General features: G+C 74.6%; 10 protein-coding genes. 4 read left to right on the top strand and 6 right to left on the bottom strand.

The annotated features are described in order from the left end of the window. Window positions 1–5: 5 nt before the first annotated feature. Genes ACF1ED_RS01605 through ACF1ED_RS01590 form a run of 4 tightly spaced genes read left to right on the top strand, consistent with a single transcriptional unit; the run spans window position 6 to window position 6277 of the window. Entirely contained in the window at window positions 6–422 is a 417-nt protein-coding gene (locus ACF1ED_RS01605; protein ID WP_391756365.1) for a hypothetical protein, read from the top strand. Beyond that, window positions 419–1075, top strand: coding sequence for a hypothetical protein (locus ACF1ED_RS01600; protein ID WP_391756364.1), 657 nt, complete (start codon window positions 419–421; stop codon window positions 1073–1075). Before ACF1ED_RS01605 ends, ACF1ED_RS01600 begins: the two co-directional genes overlap by 4 nt. A 2-nt stretch (window positions 1076–1077) precedes the next feature. Continuing rightward, complete coding sequence (locus tag ACF1ED_RS01595) at window positions 1078–5874, top strand: putative T7SS-secreted protein (RefSeq protein WP_391756363.1); 4797 nt, start codon at window positions 1078–1080, stop codon at window positions 5872–5874. A 1-nt stretch (window position 5875) separates the two neighbouring features. Beyond that, window positions 5876–6277: a hypothetical protein gene (locus ACF1ED_RS01590; RefSeq protein WP_391756362.1), complete on the top strand. Its 402-nt coding sequence runs from the start codon at window positions 5876–5878 to the stop codon at window positions 6275–6277. 150 nt (window positions 6278–6427) lie between these two features. On the opposite strand, the gene ACF1ED_RS01585 is transcribed toward ACF1ED_RS01590, so the two are convergent. From ACF1ED_RS01585 to ACF1ED_RS01560, 6 genes are read right to left on the bottom strand one after another with little or no spacing between them, the layout of a single operon-like run. Further along, a complete protein-coding gene (locus ACF1ED_RS01585) occupies window positions 6428–7246 on the bottom strand; it encodes a pyrroline-5-carboxylate reductase family protein (protein WP_391756361.1) in 819 nt (272 codons plus the stop codon). Then, window positions 7243–8415, bottom strand: coding sequence for a pyridoxal phosphate-dependent aminotransferase (locus ACF1ED_RS01580; RefSeq protein ID WP_391756360.1), 1173 nt, complete (start codon window positions 8413–8415; stop codon window positions 7243–7245). The genes ACF1ED_RS01585 and ACF1ED_RS01580 overlap by 4 nt, the downstream gene beginning before the upstream one ends. Beyond that, a complete protein-coding gene (locus ACF1ED_RS01575; RefSeq protein WP_391756359.1) occupies window positions 8405–9664 on the bottom strand; it encodes a glutamate-5-semialdehyde dehydrogenase in 1260 nt (419 codons plus the stop codon). The genes ACF1ED_RS01580 and ACF1ED_RS01575 overlap by 11 nt, the downstream gene beginning before the upstream one ends. Window position 9665: 1 nt before the next feature. Next, window positions 9666–10736: a glutamate 5-kinase gene (proB, locus tag ACF1ED_RS01570; protein WP_391756358.1), complete on the bottom strand. Its 1071-nt coding sequence runs from the start codon at window positions 10734–10736 to the stop codon at window positions 9666–9668. A 60-nt stretch (window positions 10737–10796) separates the two neighbouring features. Next, window positions 10797–15839 (bottom strand): amino acid adenylation domain-containing protein, encoded by a 5043-nt coding sequence (locus ACF1ED_RS01565; protein WP_391756357.1) that lies wholly within the window; start codon window positions 15837–15839, stop codon window positions 10797–10799. Continuing rightward, window positions 15836–20605 (bottom strand): amino acid adenylation domain-containing protein, encoded by a 4770-nt coding sequence (locus ACF1ED_RS01560; RefSeq protein WP_391756356.1) that lies wholly within the window; start codon window positions 20603–20605, stop codon window positions 15836–15838. The genes ACF1ED_RS01565 and ACF1ED_RS01560 overlap by 4 nt, the downstream gene beginning before the upstream one ends. Between the last annotated feature and the right edge of the window lie 272 nt (window positions 20606–20877).

The following is a 20877-nucleotide window of genomic DNA, read 5'->3' as shown; positions in this document are numbered from 1 at the left end:
GTTTCGTGGAGCAGACCAGGACCGCGTTGGCGGAACGGATCGCCGACCGGAGGGCGGGGACCGGTGATCCCCGGGCGCTGGTGGGTGAGATGCGGCGCTCGATCCTGCTGGTGCCGGTCTCCGGCGGCGGCCTGTGGTCGGCGCGTTCCGGCGGGGTGCGCTGGATCTGCGGCTTCACCGACGAGGCGGCCCTGGCCAGGTTCGCCCTGCGTCACGGGCCGGGCGGGCGGCCGATGGAGTACGCGGCGCTCCTGGGGGCCCGCCTCGTGGACGAGATCGTGCCGTCGCTGGGCGAGCCCGCCGGTCTGGCGGTGGACATCGCCGACGAGGACGGGTCGATGTTCTTCCCGCCGGTCACCGGGATCGTCCCGGACGGCGTCGCCGTCGACCGTGACGCACGGGACGGAGGGCCGCGGTCATGAGCGGTGACGGGGCGGACCTGAACTTCGACCAGGCGGCGGTGGCGAAGTTCACTCAGGGGGTCGGCGCCACCATCGACGGTCTCGGTGACCTCGGCGGCGCCACCGGTTCGGTGATGGGCAAGGGGTTCTCCGAGTTGTCGATGACGGGGATGGAGGCCGGGCACCACGGCCTGTCGACCGACTTCGAGGACTTCTGCGAGCGCTGGGAGTGGGGCGTGCGGGCGCTGGTGCGGGACGCGAGCGAGATCGCGAACCGGCTGGGCCTCGCGGCGGGCACGCAGTGGGAGCACGACCAGTACGTCGAGGGCGCGTTGAAGGTGGGCGTGAACTCCGTCATGGGCGGCAACCCGCACGCCTCGGAGGACGAGATCACCAAGCAGAACTGGGGCGACGTCTTCACCCCCGACTACCTGAACCCCGACTGGAGCCCCGAGTCGTTCGAGAAGGCCGGCCAGGAGATGGAGCAGACCTGGAAGGACACCGGCCGCACCGTCCTGACCGAGGGGCAGGGCGGCCGGCAGTCGCAGATGCTCAACGACGCGCTCGGCATCTCCGACGACCAGTGGGACCGGGCGCTGGACGACACCTTCGGCCCGTCGCCGGAGGAACGCGCCCGACAGGCGCAGCAGCAGGGTGAGAACGGGGACAACTGAGCGTGGGCATCGGCGACATCATCAGCGACATCACTCCGGACTCGGTGGAGGACGCCGTCGAGGACGGTGTCGAGTGGGTCGGCAACCGGGTCGAGGACGCCGGTAACTGGACGGCGGACCGGCTGGAGGACGTCGGCTGGGAGTCCGGCGCGGACTGGGTGCGGGAGCAGTCGCGCTCGGTGGCGAACCGGATGGGCGCCGAGGTCGACGAGATGGACCTGGGGCAGACCGAGGACAAGACCAAGCTGGTCTACGGCAGTCCCGACAAGATCCGTTCCACGGCGGGCAAGCTGCGCGGTTTCCAGAAGGCGTTCGACGACGCCGGCGGCGGATTGAGGGGGCTGGACTCCTCGCGGCTGAAGGGCGAGGCGGCCGACGCGCTGCGCAGGGCGGTGAGCACCCAGCCGCCGAAGTGGTTCACCGGCGCCGACGCCTGCGAGAAGGCGGCCGGCGCGCTGGAGGCGTTCGCCGGGACCGTGACCTGGGCCCAGGGACAGGCCCAGACGGCGATCGACAAGTGGAAGGAAGGCGTCAAGGCGTCCGAGAAGGCCGCCGACGCGCACCGTGCGAAGGTCGACGACTACAACAAGGCCGTCGACCGCTACAACGCCCAGGCCCCGGACAAACGCGACCCCGCCACCCTCCCGCCGCGCCCCGCCGCCACGTTCGACGACCCGGGCAAGAAGCTGATGCAGGAGGCGCAGGAGCTCCTCGCCCAGGCCCGTGCGCAGCGGAACACGGCGGCGGAGACCGCCCGCGGGGCCGTCCGCGCCGCGCGGGACCTGGCTCCGCAGAAGCCGTCGTACGCGCAGCAACTGGGCGACGGCATGCAGGAGTTCCAGATCATGGGCGACCACGTCGGCGGCGGCATCATCAAGGGCACCGCAGGTCTGCTCAACTTCGTCCGGGGGATCAACCCGCTCGACCCGTACAACCTCACGCACCCCGCCGAGTACGCCACCAGTCTCAACAGCCTCGCCGCCGGACTCGTCGTCGCCGCCAACGACCCGGTCGGCACCGGCAAGCAGATGATCAGCGACTTCATGAAGGACCCCTACGAGGGCCTGGGCCGGCTGGTGCCCGACGCCGCCCTGACCGTCGCCACCGGCGGCGGCGGAGCCGCAGTCAAGGGCGTCCGCGTCGCCGCCGACGCCGCCGACGCCGCACGCCTGCGCAAGCTGGTCGACGACGCCCCCGACGGCACGCACAACCGCCCCGACGGCGAGCGCACCACCGACGGCACCGACCCCGTCGACCTCGCCTCCGGCCGGATGTTCCTGCCCCAGACCGACCTGGCGATCCCCGGCACCCTGCCCCTGCTCTTCACCCGCCGCACCGAGTCCGGCTGCGCGGCCGGCCGCTTCCTCGGCCCGTCCTGGACCTCCACCGTCGACGAACGCCTGGAGGTCGACCCGGTCGGCGTCGTCCACGTCACCGCCGACGGCCTCCTGATCACCTATCCGCACCCCGTCCCCGGCGCCCCCACCCGCGCCGGGTCCGGCCGGTCCCGCGCCCTCCTGGCCCGCGACGCCGACGGCGACTACACCGTCACCGACCCCGACACCGGTCTGACCCGCCGCTTCACCGCCCCGCCCGGCGGCGACGGGCCCGGTGGCGACGGCACCGCCTGGCTGGCCTCGCTCACCGACCGCAACGGCCACGCCGTCACCGTCGACCGCGCCGACGACGGCCTGCCCCTGGCCCTCGTCCACTCCGCCGGCCACCAGGTGAGGCTGACCACCGCCGACGGCCGGATCACCGCGCTCGCCCTGGCCGGAGCGGGCGAGGCGGGCACCGACCTGCCGCTGATGCGCTACGGCTACCGGGACGGCGACCTCACCACCGTCACCAAACCCTCCGGAGCCACCACCACCTTCCTCTACGACGACCGCCACCGCGTCACCGCCTGGATCGACTCCAACGGCAGCCGCTACGACTACGCCTACGACGACCTCGACCGCGTCGTCGCCGAAGGCGGCGAAGCCGGCCACCTCCAGATCACCCTCGCCTACACCGGACCCGACCCCGAGACCGGCCACCGCACCACCGCCCTCACCACGGCCGACGGCCGCACCACCCGCCACCTCGTCGACCGCCACTGCCGGATCGTCGCCACCACCGACCCGCTCGGCCACACCACCCGCTCCGCCTACGACGCCGCCGGCAACCTCCTGTCCCGCACCGACCCGCTCGGGCGCACCACCGCCTTCACCCACGACGAGAACGGCCGGATGGTCTCCGTGACCCACCCGGACGGCAGCGTCCTGCGCACCGAGCGGGACCCGGCGGGGCGGCCGGCCGTGATCCACGGCCAGGACGGCGCCCGCTGGTCGCTGGAGCACGACGAGCGCGGCAACCGGACGGCGACCACCGACCCGGCGGGACGCACCACCCGCCACGCCTACGACGCGTGGGGCCGCCCGGTCTCCGTCACCGACGCGCTCGGCGCCGTCACCCGGATCCGGTGCGACGCGGCCGGCCTCCCGGTGGAGGTCACCGACCCGGCCGGGGCCACGACCCGGCTGGAGCGCGACGCCCTGGGCCGGCCGGTGCGGATCACCGGCCCGCTGGGCACGTCCACGCTCCTCGCCTGGACCGCCGACGGCTACCTCGCCTCCCGTACGGGCCCCGACGGGGCGACCGAGTCGTGGACGTACGACGGCGAGGGCAACCGCCTCGCCCACACCGACCCGGCCGGGGGCGTGACCCGCTTCGAGTACACCCACTTCGACCTGCTCGCCGCCCGCACCGGGCCCGACGGCTCCCGCCACGAGTTCCGGCACGACGCGAACCTGCGCCTCACCCGGGTGACCGACCCCCAGGGCCTGGAGTGGAGCTACGCCTACGACGCGGCGGGGCGGCTGAGCTCCGAGACCGACTTCGACGGCCGCGTCCAGACGTACCGCCACGACGCCGCCGGGCAGCTCACGGCCCGCACCGATCCGCTCGGCACCACCATCGGGTACGCCTACGACGAACTCGGCAGGGTCACCTCCAAGGGCACGGCGGACCACGTCACCACCTACCGCTACGACCCCGCCGGCCGCCTGGTCCACGCGGCGGGGCCCGACGGCGAGCTGCTGCGCGGCTACGACCGGCGCGGACTGCTCAAGTCCGAGCTGGTCGACGGCCGCACCGTCGACTACCGCTACGACGCGGCGGGCCGCCGCGTACGCCGCACCACCCCGACCGGCCAGGTCACGACCTACGCCTACGACGAGGCGGGCCGCCCCTCGCGCCTGACCGCGGGCGGCCACGAGGTCGCCTTCACCCACGACGCCGCCGGCCGGGAGGTCGAGCGCACCGTCGACGGCACGCTCACCCTCGCCTCGGCCTGGAACGCCGCGGGCCGGCTGACCGAGCAGCACCTGCTGGCCGGCGGCCGGACGCTCAACCGCCGCGCCTACTCCTACCGCGCCGACGGCCACCTCGCCTCCGTCACCGACCTGTCGGCGGGCACCCGCGCCTTCGACCTGGACGCGGCCGGGCGGGTGACGGGGGTGACCGCCGAAGGGTGGAGCGAGCGGTACGCCTACGACGCCGCGGGCAACCAGACCTCCGCCTCCTGGCCCGGCTCGCACCCCGGGCACGAGGCCACCGGTGCCCGCGCGTACCGGGGCACCGCCCTCACCCGCGCCGGGTCGGTGCGGTACGAGCACGACGCCCGGGGGCGCGTCACCCTGCGCCAGAAGACCCGGCTGTCCCGCAAGCCCGACACCTGGCGGTACACGTGGGACGCCGAGGACCGCCTCAAGGAGGTGACCACCCCGGACGGCACCCGCTGGCGCTACGCCTACGACCCCCTGGGCCGCCGCACCGCCAAGCGGCGCCTCGCCGACGACGGCCTGACCGTCGTGGAGGAGACCCGCTTCACCTGGGACGGCTCGACCCTCTGCGAAGAGACCACGGTCTCAACCGGACTGCCCCGGCCGGTCGCCCTCACCTGGGACCACCGCGGCCTCACCCCGCTGGCGCAGACGGAGCGCGTCCTCACCCCGGACGGCCGGGGGCAGGAGGTCGACCGCCGCTTCTTCGCCATCGTCTCCGACCTCGTCGGCACCCCCACGGAACTCGTCGACGAGAGCGGGGACATCGCCTGGCGCACCCGCGCCAGCCTCTGGGGCACGACGGCCTGGGCCCGGTCCAGCACCGCCTACACCCCGCTGCGGTTCCCGGGCCAGTACTACGACCCGGAGACCGGGCTCCACTACAACCTGTACCGCCACTACGACCCCGAGACGGCCCGCTACCTCTCCGCGGACCCCCTCGGCCTCGCCGCCGCCCCGAATCCCGCGACCTACGTGGGCAATCCGTTCACCTGGACCGACCCGCTGGGGCTGGCACCGTGCGGCGGCCGGGACGGCATGGACTACATGAGCGACAACGCCATCCCGTCGGGGGCGCCGGTGACGCACGGTCCCACGGGCACCCTCGTCGGCGAGGACGGGCCGAGCGTGCGGAACTTCCGCAACGTCCTGAACGAGGGACAGCACGACGTGGTCGCCCACGGTTCGCGGGACGGCTTCCTGGAGATGCCGGACGGGCCGGTCAACGGAGGCCAGCTCGTGGACGCCATCCGCAACAATCCGAACTACGATGGCGGTCCGCTCCGGCTCATGGTGTGCCATTCCGGGGCGGACACCTCCGGGATCGCCCAGCGCATCGCCAACGAGATGGGCGTCACCGTGAGAGCCCCCACGGACCGGGTGGGCACCAACCCCCTGCTCGGCACCGGCCAGGTCCCGCAGATCGACAACGGCGGGTACTGGCGAACCTTCCTACCCATCATCGGAGGCTGACGTGAAGCTGATCGGCTTCTACCGGGAACTGGACCCGCACTACGACACGGCCTGGGGCGGGCCCCTCCCCGCGCCCGAATCGGGCAAGGGGAAGTACCCGGTCGCGGAACTGGCGGGGTACCTCGCCTCCGGCCACCCCCTGTTCGACGTCACCGAGCTCACGACCGACGCCATCGGCGGCGCCTTCCGCGTCCCGGGCGGCTCGTCCCTGCTCTCCGACGGCACGTTCGTCTGGCGCGCGGACCTCGTGAAGTACGTCGAGCACTACCGGATCGACCTCCCCGAGGACTTCCTGCGCGCCGCCCGCGAGAACGGTTTCCGCGTCCCCCCGGCCGACTACGAGGCCCTCCTCCCCCTCTCGGTCGAGGCGAGCGGGCTGCTGGGCTTCCGGCCGGGGCCCTGAGGCGCCTCACGGAGCCTCGGGTCGTCGTGGGGGTCGGGCGAGTGCCCCCGCGCCAGGGCGGCCACGCACGAGGCACAGCACACGGTGGCGGTGAGCGACACGCCCAGCCGGCGCACGAGGGACACCGCACGCCCCGGCGGCGTCCCCCGCTCAGGCACGGGCCAGCCGTCCCATCGACAGGTCCACCGCCGCGTCCACGGCCCGCCGCACCGCGTCCGGCACCCCGTCCTCGTCGAGCGTCCGCAGCGCGGCCTCCGTCATGCCGCCCGGCGAGGCGACGGAGTCCATGACCGCGTCCACGGTCACGGACTCCCGCGCCAGGAGCGCGCCGGTGCCCCGGACCGCGTGAGCGGCGAGCACCGCGGCCGTCCGGGCGTCGAGGCCCCCGGCGCGGCCCGCCTCCGCGAGCGACCGCGCGAAGTGCGCGACCAGCGCCGGACCCGCCCCGGAGACCGCGCTCACCACCTCCAGGAGGTCCTCGTCGACGACGAAGGTCTCCCCCAGCGGCGCGAACAGGCGCTCCACGGCCGCCAGCCGGGACGCGTCGGCGCGGGGGCCGGCCGACAGGACGGTCGCTCCGGCGCGCACCGCCACCCCCACGTTCGGCACGGCCCGCACCACCGGCACCCCGGGCAGCGCCGCCGCCACCGCCTCCGTCCGCCACGAGGCCACCAGCGACAGCAGGGTCTGCTCCGGGCCGAGCAGACCGGACAGGGCGGCCAGCGCCTCCCGGGTCTCGTGCGGGTGCACGGCGAGCACCACGAGGTCGGCGCCCCGCACCGCGGCGGCGTTCCCGTCCGCCGCGGTGAGGCCGAACCGGCGGCTCAGCTCCAGGGCGCCGGCCCCACTGCGGGACACCCCGCGCATCGCGGACGCGCTGTGCCCGGCGGCGACCAGCCCCCGTACCAGGGCGCCGGTGATCCGGCCGCAGCCGATGAACGCGAGCGCGGGGCGGTCCGTCCCGCTCACCGGGTCTCCTCGATCAGGGTGGCGACCGCCGAGACCCCGCGGACCAGCCGCTCCTCGCTCTCCGCGCCGACCGCGATCCGGACGAACCGGTCGCAGGAGGCGCCGTAGCCCGTGCCGGGGACCACGCCGACGCCGTGCCGTACCAGCAGTTCGCGGGCGAACTCCTCGGAGTCCAGCCGCGATTCGCCGAGGGAGGCGAACAGGTAGAAGGTGGCGTCCCCTTCGAGGCACTCGACGCCCCGGTCCGCGAGGATCCGGGCCATGCGGTTGCGGGTCTCCACCACGCGCCGGATCTGCGGCCTGGTGTGCTCCAGGACGGCCTCGAAGTGCTTCGCCAGCCAGTGGCTCAGGATGGTCGGCGCGCAGGTCACCAGGTGCTGCTGGACCTTGATGACCTGGTCGAGCAGCGGCGCTCCGGCCACCAGGTAGCCGATCCGCCAGCCCGAGATCCCGTAGTTCTTCGACATCGAGTTGCACACGACGGTGTGGCGCTTGTCCGGGTCGTGTTCGAGGGCCGAGACGAACCGCTCGCCTGCGGGCACGAACTCGTGGTACGCCTCGTCGGCGATGAGGAACAGGCCGTGCCGGTCGGCCAGCCGGTGCAGGACCCGCAGCTGCTCGGCGCCGAGGCGGCGGCCGGTCGGGTTGTGCGGGTTGTTGACGATGATCGCCTTGGTGCGCGGGGTGACGCGGGCGCCGAGCTCCTCCACGGACTCGAACCAGGGCGTCATCACCGGCACGCCCCGGGCGAGCCGCACCTGGTCGGGGTAGCTCACCCACAGCGGCTCCGGGATGATCACCTCGTCGCCCGGTTCGAGCAGGGCGGTGAGCACCATGAAGATGGCCGCCTTGGAGCCGGCCGTCACCAGGATCTCCTCGGCCGGGTCGACCGGCGCGGCGGAGATCTCCCCCTGGTAGCGGGCCAGCTTCTCGCGCAGCAGCGGCACCCCGCGGGAGTGCGAGTAGTGGTGGATCTGCTGGGCTGGCAGCCCCTCGAAGGACGGGAGCGGGATGTCGAAGAACGCCTCGCCCAGGGAGAGGGTGACGATGTCCCGGCCGGCCTCCTTGAGTTCGTAGATCTGGTTGTTGAGCCGGATCGACGACGCCTCCGAGATCCCGTCGAGGAGGCTGGAGTGGCGGGGCGGGCGCAGCGGGGTCTCAGAGAACACGGACCTGCCCGTTTCCCCAGACGACGTTCTTGACGCAGGTCAGCGACTCCAGGCCCATGGGGCCGCGGGCGTGCAGCTTCTGCGTGGAGACGCCGATCTCGACGCCGTAGCCGAACTCGCCGCCGTCGGAGTACCGGGTGGAGGTGTTGACGAAGACGCTGCCGGAGTCGATCGCCCGGGCGAAGCGCCGCGCCACCGTGATGTCCTGCGCCACGATGCCCTCGGCGTTCCGGGTGCCGTAGCGGTTGATGTGCGCCAGGGCCTCGTCGAGGCCGTCGACGACCTTCACCGCGAGCACCAGGTCCAGGTACTCCGTCTCCCAGTCGGCGTCCCGCGCCTCGGCGGCGGCGGGCCACGCCTCGCGGGTGCGGGCGTCGCCGCGGATCTCGACGCCGAGGGCCTGGAGCTCGTCGAGGGTCTTGGGCAGCCAGTCCGCCGCCAGGTCGGCGTGGACGAGGAGGGTCTCCACGGCGTTGCAGACGCTGGGACGGGACGTCTTGCCGTTGATCACGATGTCGGTCGCCATGGCCGGGTCGGCCGTCGCGTCCACGTAGACGTGGCAGTTGCCGTCGCCGTCGATGACGGTCGGCACCGTCGCGTTCTCCTGGACGGTCCTGATCAGGCCGGGGCCGCCGCGGGGCACCAGCAGGTCGACGTACTCGTCGGCGCGCAGCAGCTCCAGGGCCGCCTCGCGCGAGGTGTCGCGGATGAGCTGCACCGCGTCGTCGGGGACGTCCTCCTGGCGCCGCAGGACCTCGGTGAGGACGTCGGCGATGGCGGCGTTGGTGTGCTGGGCGATCGAGGAGCCGCGCAGCACCGCCGCGTTGCCCGTCTTGAGGCAGAGGGCGGCGACGTCGGCGGTGACGTTGGGCCGCGCCTCGTAGATGACGGCGACGACGCCGAGGGGCTCGCGGACCTGCTGGATCTGGAGGCCGTTGGGGCGGGTCCAGCCCTGCACCACCGAGCCGACCGGGTCGGGCAGGTCGACGATCGTGCGGATCGCCTTCGTCATGCCGGCGATGCGCTTGTCGGTGAGGGTGAGGCGGTCGATCAGGGTCGCCGAGGTGCCGGCTTCGCGGGCGGCGGCGACGTCGAGCGCGTTGGCCTCCTGCAGCCGGGCCGCGGCGGCGTCGATGGCGTCGGCCATCTCCACGAGCACCCGGTCCTTGACCTCGGTCGTCAGCTCCTTCACGACGAGCGAGGCCTCGTAGGCACGACGGCAGATCTCACGCACGGGTACGACGGACATTTCATGCCTCCAGGAAGCTGACGTAGTCGGAGTGGGGGATGACGGGCGTCCCGGCGGGGTGGTGCCCGCCCGAGACGGCGGTGTGGTCCGCGCGGGTGCGGCCGCGGGCGATGACGCCGTGACCGGGCACGGTCACGTCGACCACGGCGTCCGCCGCGAAGCCGCCCTCGCCGGCGAGGCAGTGACCGGCCGTCAGCGGGCCTCCGTCGCGGACGGCGGCGACCGCCTCGGGCCGGCACACGAGCCGGCCGGCGGGCGGCGTGCCCAGGGACCGCCACAGCCGGCCGAGGTCGGGCTCCTTGCCCGGTGCGCGCGGGTGCACGAGGGTGCCGACGGGCTCTCCGGCCGTCGCGCGCTCCACGACGTCCGGGCCGTCGGCGCCCGCGATGACGGTGGGCACTCCGGCCAGGGAGGCGATCCACGCCGCGCACAGCTTCGCGGACATCCCTCCGGTGCCGAGGCCTCGGGCGGTCAGCCCGGCGAGGCGCTCGACCTCCGGGGTCATGGCCGGCACCTCGGGGACGAGCCGGGCGTCGGCGTCGTGCCGGGGGTCGCTGCCGAACAGGCCGGGGACGTCGGTCAGCAGGAGCAGCCGGTCGGCGCCGAGCGACGCGGCGAGGAGCGCCGCGAGGACGTCGTTGTTGCGGACCATGACGGCGTCGTTCTCGTTGACGACCGGTACGAGTCCGTGGGCGAGGCTCTCCTCGACGACGGCCCGGGCGCTGTCGCGGTGCTCGGGGAGCGTCAGGTCGAGGGGCGTCAGGAGGATCTGCGCCGCGACGAGCCCACGGGCGGACAGGGCCCGGCGGAAGCCGTCGAAGAGCACGCCCTGGCCGACGGCCGCGGCCAGTTGGCGTCCGTGCGCGGACGGCCCCCCGGCGCCCTTGAGCAGCGCTTCACCGGCGGCGATGGCCCCGGAGCCGAGGAGCACCGGCCGCACGCCGCCGGCGCGCAGCCGCACCACCGCGTCGGCGAGGGCGTCCAGTTTGGCCGGGTCGGGCAGCCCTTCCGACATGAGGGAGGACGTGCCGATCTTGATGACGACGCGTCCGGGAGGAGCGCCAGACGACATGCTGAACCTGCTTCCGGTGGGGGACGTGGGCGTGCGGGTCTGCGCGGAGGGGCGAGGGGGTCACGGGGCGGGGGCGGTGCCGTCCGGTCCGGTGCCGGTCGCGGTGTGGCGCGCCAGTTCCTGCTCGGTCATGCCCAGCACCTCCGCCGTGATCACCTCCTCGACCTTCCGTGCGAGCAGGGCGACGGTGGGGTTCTCGAAGAGGGCGCGGACGGGCAGCGCGATGCCGAAGGCCTCCCGCACCCGGGAGACGACCTGGGTGGCGAAGAGCGAGTGGCCGCCCAGGTCGAAGAAGTTCTCGTGCGGTCCGACCGCGCTCCGGGCGAGGACCTCGGCCCAGATCCCCGCGACGACCTCCTCCTGCGGGGAGCCGAAGGCCTCCGGCCCGGCGCTCCCGCCGTGTTCCTCGCCGGGTTCGGGCAGGGCCCTGCGGTCCACCTTGCCGTTGGGGTTCAGGGGCAGCTCGGCCAGGGGCACGTACGACACCGGGATCATGTAGTCCGGCAGCAGCCGCCGCAGGAAGTCCCTGAGCTCCTTCGGTTCCGGGGCTGCGGCGCCCGCCACCGGCACGACGTACGCGGTGAGCCGGAGCCCGCCGCCGGGGGCCGGGTGGACGAGGACGGCCGCGTTCTGCACCCGCGGGTGGGTGCTGACGACGACCTCCACCTCGGCCGGCTCGATGCGGAAGCCGCGGATCTTCACCTGGTCGTCGGTGCGGCCGGCGAACTCGAGCTGTCCGTCCGCCGTCCACCGCGCCACGTCACCGGTGCGGTACATCCGGCCGCCCGGCTCGCCGCCGAACGGGTCGGCGACGTAGCGGGAGGCGGTCAGGCCGGGGCGCCCGACGTAGCCCCGGGCCAGCGCGGCGCTGCGCAGGTAGACCTCGCCGCGGACCCCGGCCGGGACGGGGCGCAGCCGGTCGTCCAGGACGTACACCGCCACGTTGGGCAGCGGTGTGCCGATCCCGGGGCGGGCCGGCCACGACTCGGGGTCGCCGCGCAGCGTGAGGCGGGTGACGGCGTGGGTCTCGGCGGGGCCGTACTGGTTCTCCAGGACCGCCCCGTCGAGCGCCGCCAGGAACGCGCGGATCTCCTCGGTCAGCCGGAGCGCCTCGCCGCCGACGATCACCTCGGTCAGGGCCAGCGGCAGCGTCTCCCGGTCCGCCCGGCGCGCCCAGGTCGCGGCGAGCTGCTGGAGCATGGACGGGGAGGAGTACATGCGCTGGATCCGGTGCGCGGCGAGCGCGTCGAGCAGCAGGTCGAGGTCCTCCCGGACGGAGTCCTCGATCACGGTGAGCGTGCCGCCCGCCGCGAGCGCCACGTAGAACTCCTGGAGGGCGACGTCGAAGCCGAGGGAGGACAGCTGGGCGACCCGCCGGGGGCCGAGTCCGTCCGCCAGCTTCCAGCCGACCAGGTTCTCCAGCGTGCTGTCGCACAGGCCGATGCCCTTGGGGCGGCCGGTGGAGCCGGAGGTGAACAGCACGTGCGACAGGTGGTCGGGCAGGGCCCGCCGTTCGGGCCGGTCCGTCGGCGCCCCGCCGGCCCGGGCCAGCAGCTCCCCGGCCTCGACGAGCTCGGCGGGCCCGCCGGCGACGCGCTCCGCCAGGCTCGCCGCGTGCACGACGAGGCCCGCGCCGGCGTCCTCCAGCATGTGGCGGAGCCGCTCGGCGGGGTGGATCGGGTCGAGCGGCAGGTAGACGCAGCCCGCCTTCATGATGCCGAGCATGACCACGAACACGTCCACGCCGCGGGGCATGCAGACGCCGATCACCTGCTCGGGGACGCATCCCCCGGCCCGCAGGGCGTGCGCGACCTGGTTGGCCCGGGCCTCCAGTCCGGCGTAGGTCAGGGAGCCGGCGCTGTCCGCCAGGGCGGTGCGGTGGGGGGTGCGGGCCAGCTGGTCGGTGAAGACGTCGACGACGCTGCCGCCGGTGCGCACCGCGGCGGTGTCCCGGTTCCACTCCACCAGCAGCGTCTCGCGCTCGCGGTCGTCCGGGGCCGACAGTTCCGACAGCGGCCGGCCGGCGTCCTCGGCGACGCGGGCGAGCAGCCGCAGGAACTGCCGTACGAGGCCCTCGGCGGTCTCCCGGGTGTACAGGTCCGTGCTGTGCACGAGCCGTCCCGACAGCAGGCCGTCGCGGTCCTCCAGGTACATCTCCAGGTCGAAGCGGGCCTCCCGCGCCGGTATCGGCACGGGGGCGCACTCCAGCCGGCCGGGGAGCGTCGGCTCGGCGACGCTGTCGACGTCGAACCACACCTGGAAGACCGGGTTGCGGCTGAGGTCGCGCTCGCCGGTCAGCTCCGCCACGACGTGCTCGAAGGGGTACGCCTCGTGGGCGTAGGCGTCCAGGGTGACCTCGCGGGCCTGCCGCAGCAGCTCGGTGAAGCGCGGGTCGCCGGACCAGCGCAGCCGCAGCGGGACCGTGTTCACGAAGAAGCCGATGAGCGAGTCGAGTTCGGGGCGCACGCGGCCCGAGATGGGCGAGCCCGTCACGATGTCGCTGCTCGCGGCGTGCTTGCCGAGGAGCGTGTCGAACCCGGCGAGCAGCACCATGAACAGGCTCGCTCCGTGGGCGCGTCCCAGCGCGCGCAGTCCGTCGGCCACGGCGACCGGGACGGTGAAGTCCACCTGCGCGCCCCGCCCGGAGAGGGACTTGGGCCGGGGCCGGTCGGTGGGCAGGTCGAGCGAGTCCGGTGCCCCGTCCAGCCGGCCGCGCCAGTAGGCGAGGTGCCGGGCGCTCTCGGCCTCGTCCAGCCAGGCGTGCTGCCAGGCGGCGTAGTCGCCGTACTGGACGGGCAGTTCGGGCAGCGTGACCGGGCGTCCCCCGGTCAGGCCGTCGTAGAGGGCGGAGACCTCCGCCCAGAACACGTTCATGGACCAGCCGTCCACGACGATGTGGTGGAAGGTCACGACCAGATGGTGCGTCGTGGCGTCCGTGCGGATCAGCCGGGCGCGCAGCAGCGGGCCGCGGGCGAGGTCGAACGGTTCCTCCGCGCAGCGCCGGGCGATCGCCCGCACCTCGGCCCCGGCCCGCCCGGGAGCGGCGTCCGACAGGTCCGTGCGCGTCAGCGGCAGGTCGCCGGGGGCGCCGATGACCACGCGCGGCAGGCCGCCCTCGTTCACGAAGGTGCTGCGCAGCACGTCGTGGCGGCGCCACACCTCGTCGATGGCGCGCTCCAGGGCGGTGGCGTCCAGGTCCCCGCCGATGCGCCACAGCGCCTGCACGTTGTAGAGCGCGGGGTCGGTGACGACCTGGTCCAGGAACCACAGGCGCCGCTGCGCGAAGGAGAGGACGGGCTCGCCGGCGGCGGGGGCGAGGTCGGGGACGGTGGTGCCGCCCGCGCCCGCGACGTACTCCGTGAAGGCGCGTACGGTCGGGTGGTCGAACAGGCCCCGGACCGGCACGTCCACGCCGTACGCCTCGCGGGTGCGGGAGACGATCTGCGCGGCCTGCAGCGAGTGGCCGCCGAGTTCGAGGAAGTCGTCGTCGACGCCGAGCTCGATGCCGCCGAGCACCTCCGTCCACAGCGCGGCCATCCGCTTCTCGGCGTCGTCGCGCGGCGGCACGGGCGGCGCGGTCCGGCGGGCGGCGGGCTCCGGCAGCGCGGCGCGGTCCACCTTGCCGTTGGGGGTCAGCGGGAAGGCGGGCAGCTCCACGAAGGCGCCCGGCACCATGGCGGCGGGCAGCCGGTCGCGCAGGAACTCCCGCAGCCCGGCCGCGGGGGGACCGTCCGGGCCGGCCGGTACCGTGTAGGCGACCAGCTGCCGCTGCCCGGGGGCCGTCGCGCGGGCCACCACGCACGCCTGGCGCACCGCCGGGTGCGCGGCGAGGGCCGCCTCCACCTCGGCGGGCTCGACGCGGTGGCCGCGGATCTTGACCTGGTCGTCGGTCCTTCCCATGAACTGGAGCGTGGCCCCGTCCGGCAGGGTCCGCACCAGGTCGCCCGAGCGGTACATGCGGGCTCCGGCGGGGCCGAAGGGGTCCGCGACGAACCGTTCGGCGGTGGCCGCGGCGGCGCCGAGGTAGCCCCGGGCCAGGCAGGGGCCGGAGAGGTACAGCTCGCCGGTGGCGCCGTCCGCGACGGGGCGCAGCGCGGCGTCGAGCACATGGGCGCGGACGCCGTCGCCGGGGCGGCCCAGGGAGGGGACGGGCTCGTCGCCCGCGGTGCTCAGGGTGACCTGGACCGTCGCCTCGGTGGGCCCGTACGCCATGAGGACCCGGTGGTGGGCCGACCACTGGGCGAGCAGCTCGACGGAGAGCGCCTCCCCGCCGATGGTCAGGGTGAGGGGGCCGGGCACCCGGGTGGCCGCGAGCGTGCCGAGGACGCCGGGCGTGGTGGCCAGGTGGGTGACGGCGTGGTCCCGGAGCAGGCCGAGGAGTTCGGCCCCGACGGGCTGGCCGCCGGACTCGGGGAGGACGAGGGTGGCGCCGCTGAGCAGGGCCGTGACGAGGTCGCCGAGGCTGACGTCGAAGTGGGGCGAGACGCCCTGCAGCACCCGGCTTCCCGGTCCGATGCCCGCGCGTCCGGTCGCGGTGGACAGCAGCGCGGCGAGGCCCGTGTGCGTGACCTGGACCCCCTTGGGGGTGCCCGTGGAGCCCGAGGTGTGGATGACGTACGCGGGGTGCTCGGGCAGCAGCGGGGCGCGCCGCTCCGCGTCGGTGGGCGCGGTCTCGGGGAGGCCGGGGGCGATGTCGGCGTCGTCCGCGTCGAGGTCGATCACGAGCACGTCCGGCGCCGTTCCCGCCGAGCCCGCTGTCGCCGCTGTCGCCGCTGTCGCCGCCCGGACGGTCAGGGCGGGACGGGCGGTCGAGCGGATGGCCGCGATCCGCTCCGGGGGGTGCGCGGGGTCCACCGGCAGGTAGCAGGCGCCGGCCTTGAGGACGGCGAGCACCGTCTGCACCCACCGTACGGAGCGCGGGAGTTCGACGGCGACCACCGTCTCGGGTCCCGCGCCGCACGCGATCAGCCGGTGGGCCAGCCGGCTGGACACGCGGTCGAGCTCCGCGTAGCCGACGGAGGTGCCGGCGACGCGTACGGCCGCGGTGTCGGGACGGGCCGCCGCGACGGCCGCGAAGAGGGAGGGAAAGGTCTGCGTGGTCACGGCTGCGTCGCCTTCGGGGTGCTCTGGGGGGCGCTCTCGGGGGCGCTCTCGGGGCGGGGGGAGGCGGTGTCCGGGCGCCGTACGGGCCGGAGGGCCGGCCGGGACGGCCTGGCCCGGCCGAGCCGCTCGGCCAGCTCGGCGACCGTGGGCGCGTCGAACACGTCGGGGATGCGCAGGTCGAGGCCGAGGCGGGCGCGCACCCGGCTGACGAGCCGGGTGGCGAGCAGCGAATGGCCGCCGAGCGCGAAGAAGTCGTCGTCCACCGACACCTTCGGCCGCCCGAGGATCTCGGCGAACATCTCGCACAGCGCCGTCTCGCGCGGGGTGCGCGGCCCGCGTCCGGTGCCGGAGTCCGGCAGGGCGGGGTCGGGCAGCGCGTCGAGGTCGAGCTTGCCGTTCGGGGTGAGCGGCAGGGCGTCGAGCACCTCGATGCCCGCGGGGACCATGTAGGGGGGCAGGGCGGCGGCGAGGGCCGCCCGGACGGAGGCGGCGAACTCCGTGGCGCGCTGCCTCCGTCCGGGGTCGTTGGTGAGCCCGTCGAGCCCGTCGAGCCCGTCGAGCCGGTCGGATCGGTCGGGTCCGTCGGATCGGTCGGGTCGGTTGGATCCGACGAGTCGGTCGGGTCGGTCGGGTCCGTCGAGTCGGTCGGGTCCGTCGAGTCCGTCGGATCGGTCGGATCGGTCGGGTCCGTCGGGTCCGTCGGGTCCGTCGGGTCCGTCGGATCGCTCGGATCCGCCGAGCCCGTCCACGCCGTCCGGTGCTTCGGCGCGGGGCGGCCGGGGCCGGTACGCGCCGGTCACCCGGCGGGCGTCGGAGGGGACGAGGACCACGTCGAAGCGGTGCTCGTCACCGGTCCCCGACCAGGTGACGGCGGCGCGGAGGCCGAGGCCCTCGGCGAGGGCGTGTACGTCCTCCGGGTCGACGGCGGCACCGGCGGGGACCGGCGCGCCCCGGTCCGGGCGCACCGCGCGCAGGGCGGCCGCCTCCTGTGCCAGCCGGGCGTTGGGGACGCCGGTCACGCGCAGCTCGCCGGGGAGGCGGGCCGTGAGCCGTTCGCGCAGGGCCGCGAGCGAGCCGAGCGAGTCCCAGGCGACGTCCTCGGCGCCGGCCAGGTCCCGGGCGCCCGCGCCCTCGGTGTACAGGATCGCGTCGTAGCGGTGGCGGGTCAGCTCGTTGTGCGCCCGGCCGCGGCGCAGCTGGACGTCGACGCCGCCGACCCCGGGCAGCGCGGGGGCCAGGGAGGCGAAGTAGTCCGGGTCGACGAGGAGTTCGCGCTCCTGCTCCAGGTCCTGGGCCACTTGGGCCGCGATCGTCCCCGGGTCGCCGCCCCGGCGGGTCCGGACGGCGGCGCGCAGGGTGGGCAGCAGCCGGACGTTGCGCACGTCGCCGACGAAGACGGCGCCGCCGGGGGCGAGGAGCGGTACGAGGGCCTCCAGGACGCCGGTGAGGTACCGGGCGCTGGGGAAGTACTGCACCACGGAGTTGAGGACGATGGTGTCGAAGTGGCCCTCGGGGAACCCGTCGAGCTCGTGCGCGGCCCGCCGGCTCACCCGGACCCGGTCCGTGAGGTCCGGGCGCTCGGCGACGAGCCGCCGCAGCCGCTCCACCACGTCGGCCGAGACGTCGGTGGCGCGGTACTCCTCGCAGTGCGGCGCGATCCTGGACAGCAGCAGGCCGTTGCCCGCGCCGATTTCCAGGACCCTGCGCGGGGCGAGGGCGCGGATCCGGTCCACGGTGGAATCGCGCCACTCGGCCATCTCCGGCTCCGGGATGGGGGCGCCGTCGTACACGCTGGTCCAGATCGCGAAGCTGTCCTCCACCGCCGTCCCGTGCGCCGGCAGGGCGTCCCGGTAGAGGCCGTCGTACACCGTCCGCCAGGCGTCGAGCTGCTGCTCCTCGACGGTGTCCCGGCCGGTGCCGTCCGCCCGCGGCACGACGTACGCGACGAGCGCCGGGTCGCCGGCGGGGGTGGTGCGCAGCCGTACGGCCGCCCGCTCCACGCCCGGGTGGGCCGCCGCCGCGGCCTCGATCTCGCCCAGCTCGATCCGGTGGCCGCGCAGCTTCACCTGGTGGTCGGTGCGGCCCAGGCACTCCAGTTCGCCGCCGTCGGTCCAGCGCGCGAGGTCCCCGGTGCGGTACATCCGGGTGCCCGGCGCTCCGTGCGGGTCGGCGACGAAGCGCGTCGCGGTGAGGCCGGGGCGTCCCAGGTAGCCGCGGGCCAGGCCGAGGCCCGCGATGTACAGCTCGCCGGTGACTCCGGGCGGGACGGGCCGCAGGTGCCGGTCGAGCACGTACACGCGGTTGTTCCACAGCGGCGTGCCCACGGTCGGGGCGCCGGGGGTGCCGTCCAGGACCTTCGCCGTGGAGTAGACGGTGGTCTCGGTGGGGCCGTAGAAGTTGGTCGCCTCGGCGGACAACTCGTGCATGGCCGCGCCGAGTCCGGCCGGGAGGACCTCGCCGACCGTGAGCATCCGCACGCCGCGCAGGCTCTCCGGGTCCGCCTCCACGAGGGCGTGCCAGAGCGAGGGCGTGGCCTGCAGCAGGGTCGCGCCGCGTTCCCGGACGGCGCGCGCGATCGCCCCGGCGTCCTTCGTCAGCTCCGGTTCGGCCAGGAGGAGCTGTCCTCCGCTGACGAGCGGGAGGAGGAGTTCCACGGCCGCGATGTCGAAGGCGGTGGTGGTGATCGCGAGGAAGCGGTCCCGGGGGCCCGGCCGCAGCCGGTCGGCCACGCAGGCCAGCAGGTTCGACAGGGCGTCGCGCGGGATGACGACGCCCTTGGGGCGGCCGGTCGATCCGGAGGTGTAGATGACGTAGGCGGGGTGCCGCGGGTCGGCCGCGGGCGGCGGGACGGGGCGGGGCGCGGTCGGGGCGGGGGCGGGGGTCGGGGCGGGGATCGGGGTCTCCGCGTCGTCGAGCAGCAGTGTCGGCGTGCCGGTTCCGGGGAGCCCCGTCACCGCGTCGGCGGTCGTGAGGATCAGCGTCGCCCGGCAGTCCGTCAGGATGTGGGCCACCCGGGCGGCCGGCTGGTCCAGGTCCAGCGGCACGTAGGCCGCCCCGGCCTTGAGGACGCCGAGCAGTCCGGCCACCGTCGTCGCCGAGCGCGGCACGGCGAGCACCACGACGTCCTCGGGGCCGATCCCCTTGGAGCGGAGGATGTGGGCCAGGTCGTCGGCCCGCTCCCGGAGTTCGCGGTACGTGAGGGTCTCCGCGCCGCAGCGGACCGCCACGGCGTCCGGGGCGCGGTCCGCGTGGGCGTCGAAGGCCGCGACGGGGTCGGCGCCGGCCGGCACGGCGACGTCGGTGGCGTTCCAGTCCTCGATCAGGGTGGCCGTCTCGTCGTCGGAGAGGGGCGACAGGCGGGACAGCGGGAGCTCGGGGTGCGCGGCGACGGCGCCCAGCAGCGTCCGCAGGTGGCGTGCGAGGCGTTCCACGGTCCCGGGCAGGAACAGGTCGGTGCTGTAGAGGAAGTGCCCGGAGAGCTCGCCCTCGCCGGTGGCGATGCGCAGTTCCAGGTCCATGCGGGCGCTGTGCCGGTCGCGGGCCAGGTCCGCCACGTCGAGGCCGGCGGGCTGCTCGAAGCCGTGGTCGCGCCCGCCGTCGAACCAGATCTGGCACAGCGGGGTGCGGCTGAGGTCGCGGGCCGGCGCCACCTCCTCCACGATGCGCTCGAAGGGCACGCCGTCGTTGGCGTAGGCGTCGAGCGAGACGTCCCTGACCTTCCGGAGCAGGTCGAGGAAGGTCGGGTCGCCGGTCCAGGAGACGCGCAGCGGGAGCAGGTTGACGAAGAAGCCGATCAGGCCTTCCAGTTCGGGACGGTCGCGGCCCGAGGACGGGGTGCCCGTGACGATGTCGGTGCTGCCGGTGTACCGCGACAGGAGGGCGTCGAAGGCGGCGAGCAGCACCATGAAGAGGGAGGCGCCGTGGTCGCGACCCAGCCGGCGGAGCCCTTCCGCCACCTCCGCGTCGACGGTGAACTCCACCTTCCCCGCCCGGCCGCTGAGCGTGCGCGGGCGCGGCAGGTCGGTGCGCAGGTCGAGCGCGCCGGGAGCGCCGTCGAGCAGCTCCTTCCAGAAGCGCAGCCGGCCGGCCGCCTCCGGGCCGCTCATCCACTCCTTCTCCCGCTCGGCGAACCGCGCGTGCTGGAGGGGCAGCGGGGCCAGTGGCGAGGGGGCTCCGGCGGTGAACGCCTCGTACAAGGAGCTGAGTTCGTGCCAGAGCACGCTCATCGACCAGCCGTCGACCACGATGTGGTGGAAGGTCAGCATGAGGGCGTGCCGGTCCGGCGCGAGCGTGAACAGGACGGCGCGCATCAGGGGGCCGGCCGACAGGTCGAAGCCCTCGGCCGCGTCGGCGCCCGCGAGCCGGACCGCCTCGGCGCGGGCCGCGTCCGGGCCCAGCGCGGAGAGGTCGACGGTCCTGAGCGGCAGCGGACGGGGCTCGTCGACGACCTGCCGGAGGGTCTCGCCCTCCTCCTCGAACCGTGCGCGCAGCGCGTCGTGCCGCTGCCAGACGGCGTCGAGGGCGGCGCGCAGGGCCGCCGCGTCGAGGGGGCCGTCGATCGACCACAGCGTGTCGACGACGTGCATGGGGGATTTCGGCATCAATTGTTCGAGGAACCACAACTGCCGTTGCGCGAAGGACGCGATGCCCGTGCCGCCCGGGGCGGGGACGGCGGCCGGCGGGGCCGCCTTACCGAAGGTTCCCGCCGCGTTTCCCTGCAGGCGCTGCCTGATGAGGTTCTGCTGTTCTGGAGTGAGTTGGCTCATTTCTTTCCCCCCATCGCAGGACACACATCCGCCGTGAACAGCGGTATGGGAAACATATCCAAAGGCAATTTTCAGCAGGCCCCCGAAGGCCATTATGTGAAGCCGGATCCGTATGGTATGCGGCTGATGGAGCCGGTCACGGAGGGCGCGGTCCGCCCGGTGTCCGCTGTCTCGCCGGCGGGACAGAAACGGCTCCGACGAAAGGAATGCAGTGACTCGAAAAGAGCGGTGGGTCGAGCGGTACGTCCCCTTTGCTCCGGTTATTTCGCACC

It is taken from the genome of Streptomyces sp. NPDC014656, assembly GCF_043084305.1.
In the GTDB taxonomy this organism is placed as follows: domain Bacteria; phylum Actinomycetota; class Actinomycetes; order Streptomycetales; family Streptomycetaceae; genus Streptomyces.
This window is presented reverse-complemented; position numbering and strand designations above follow the sequence as displayed.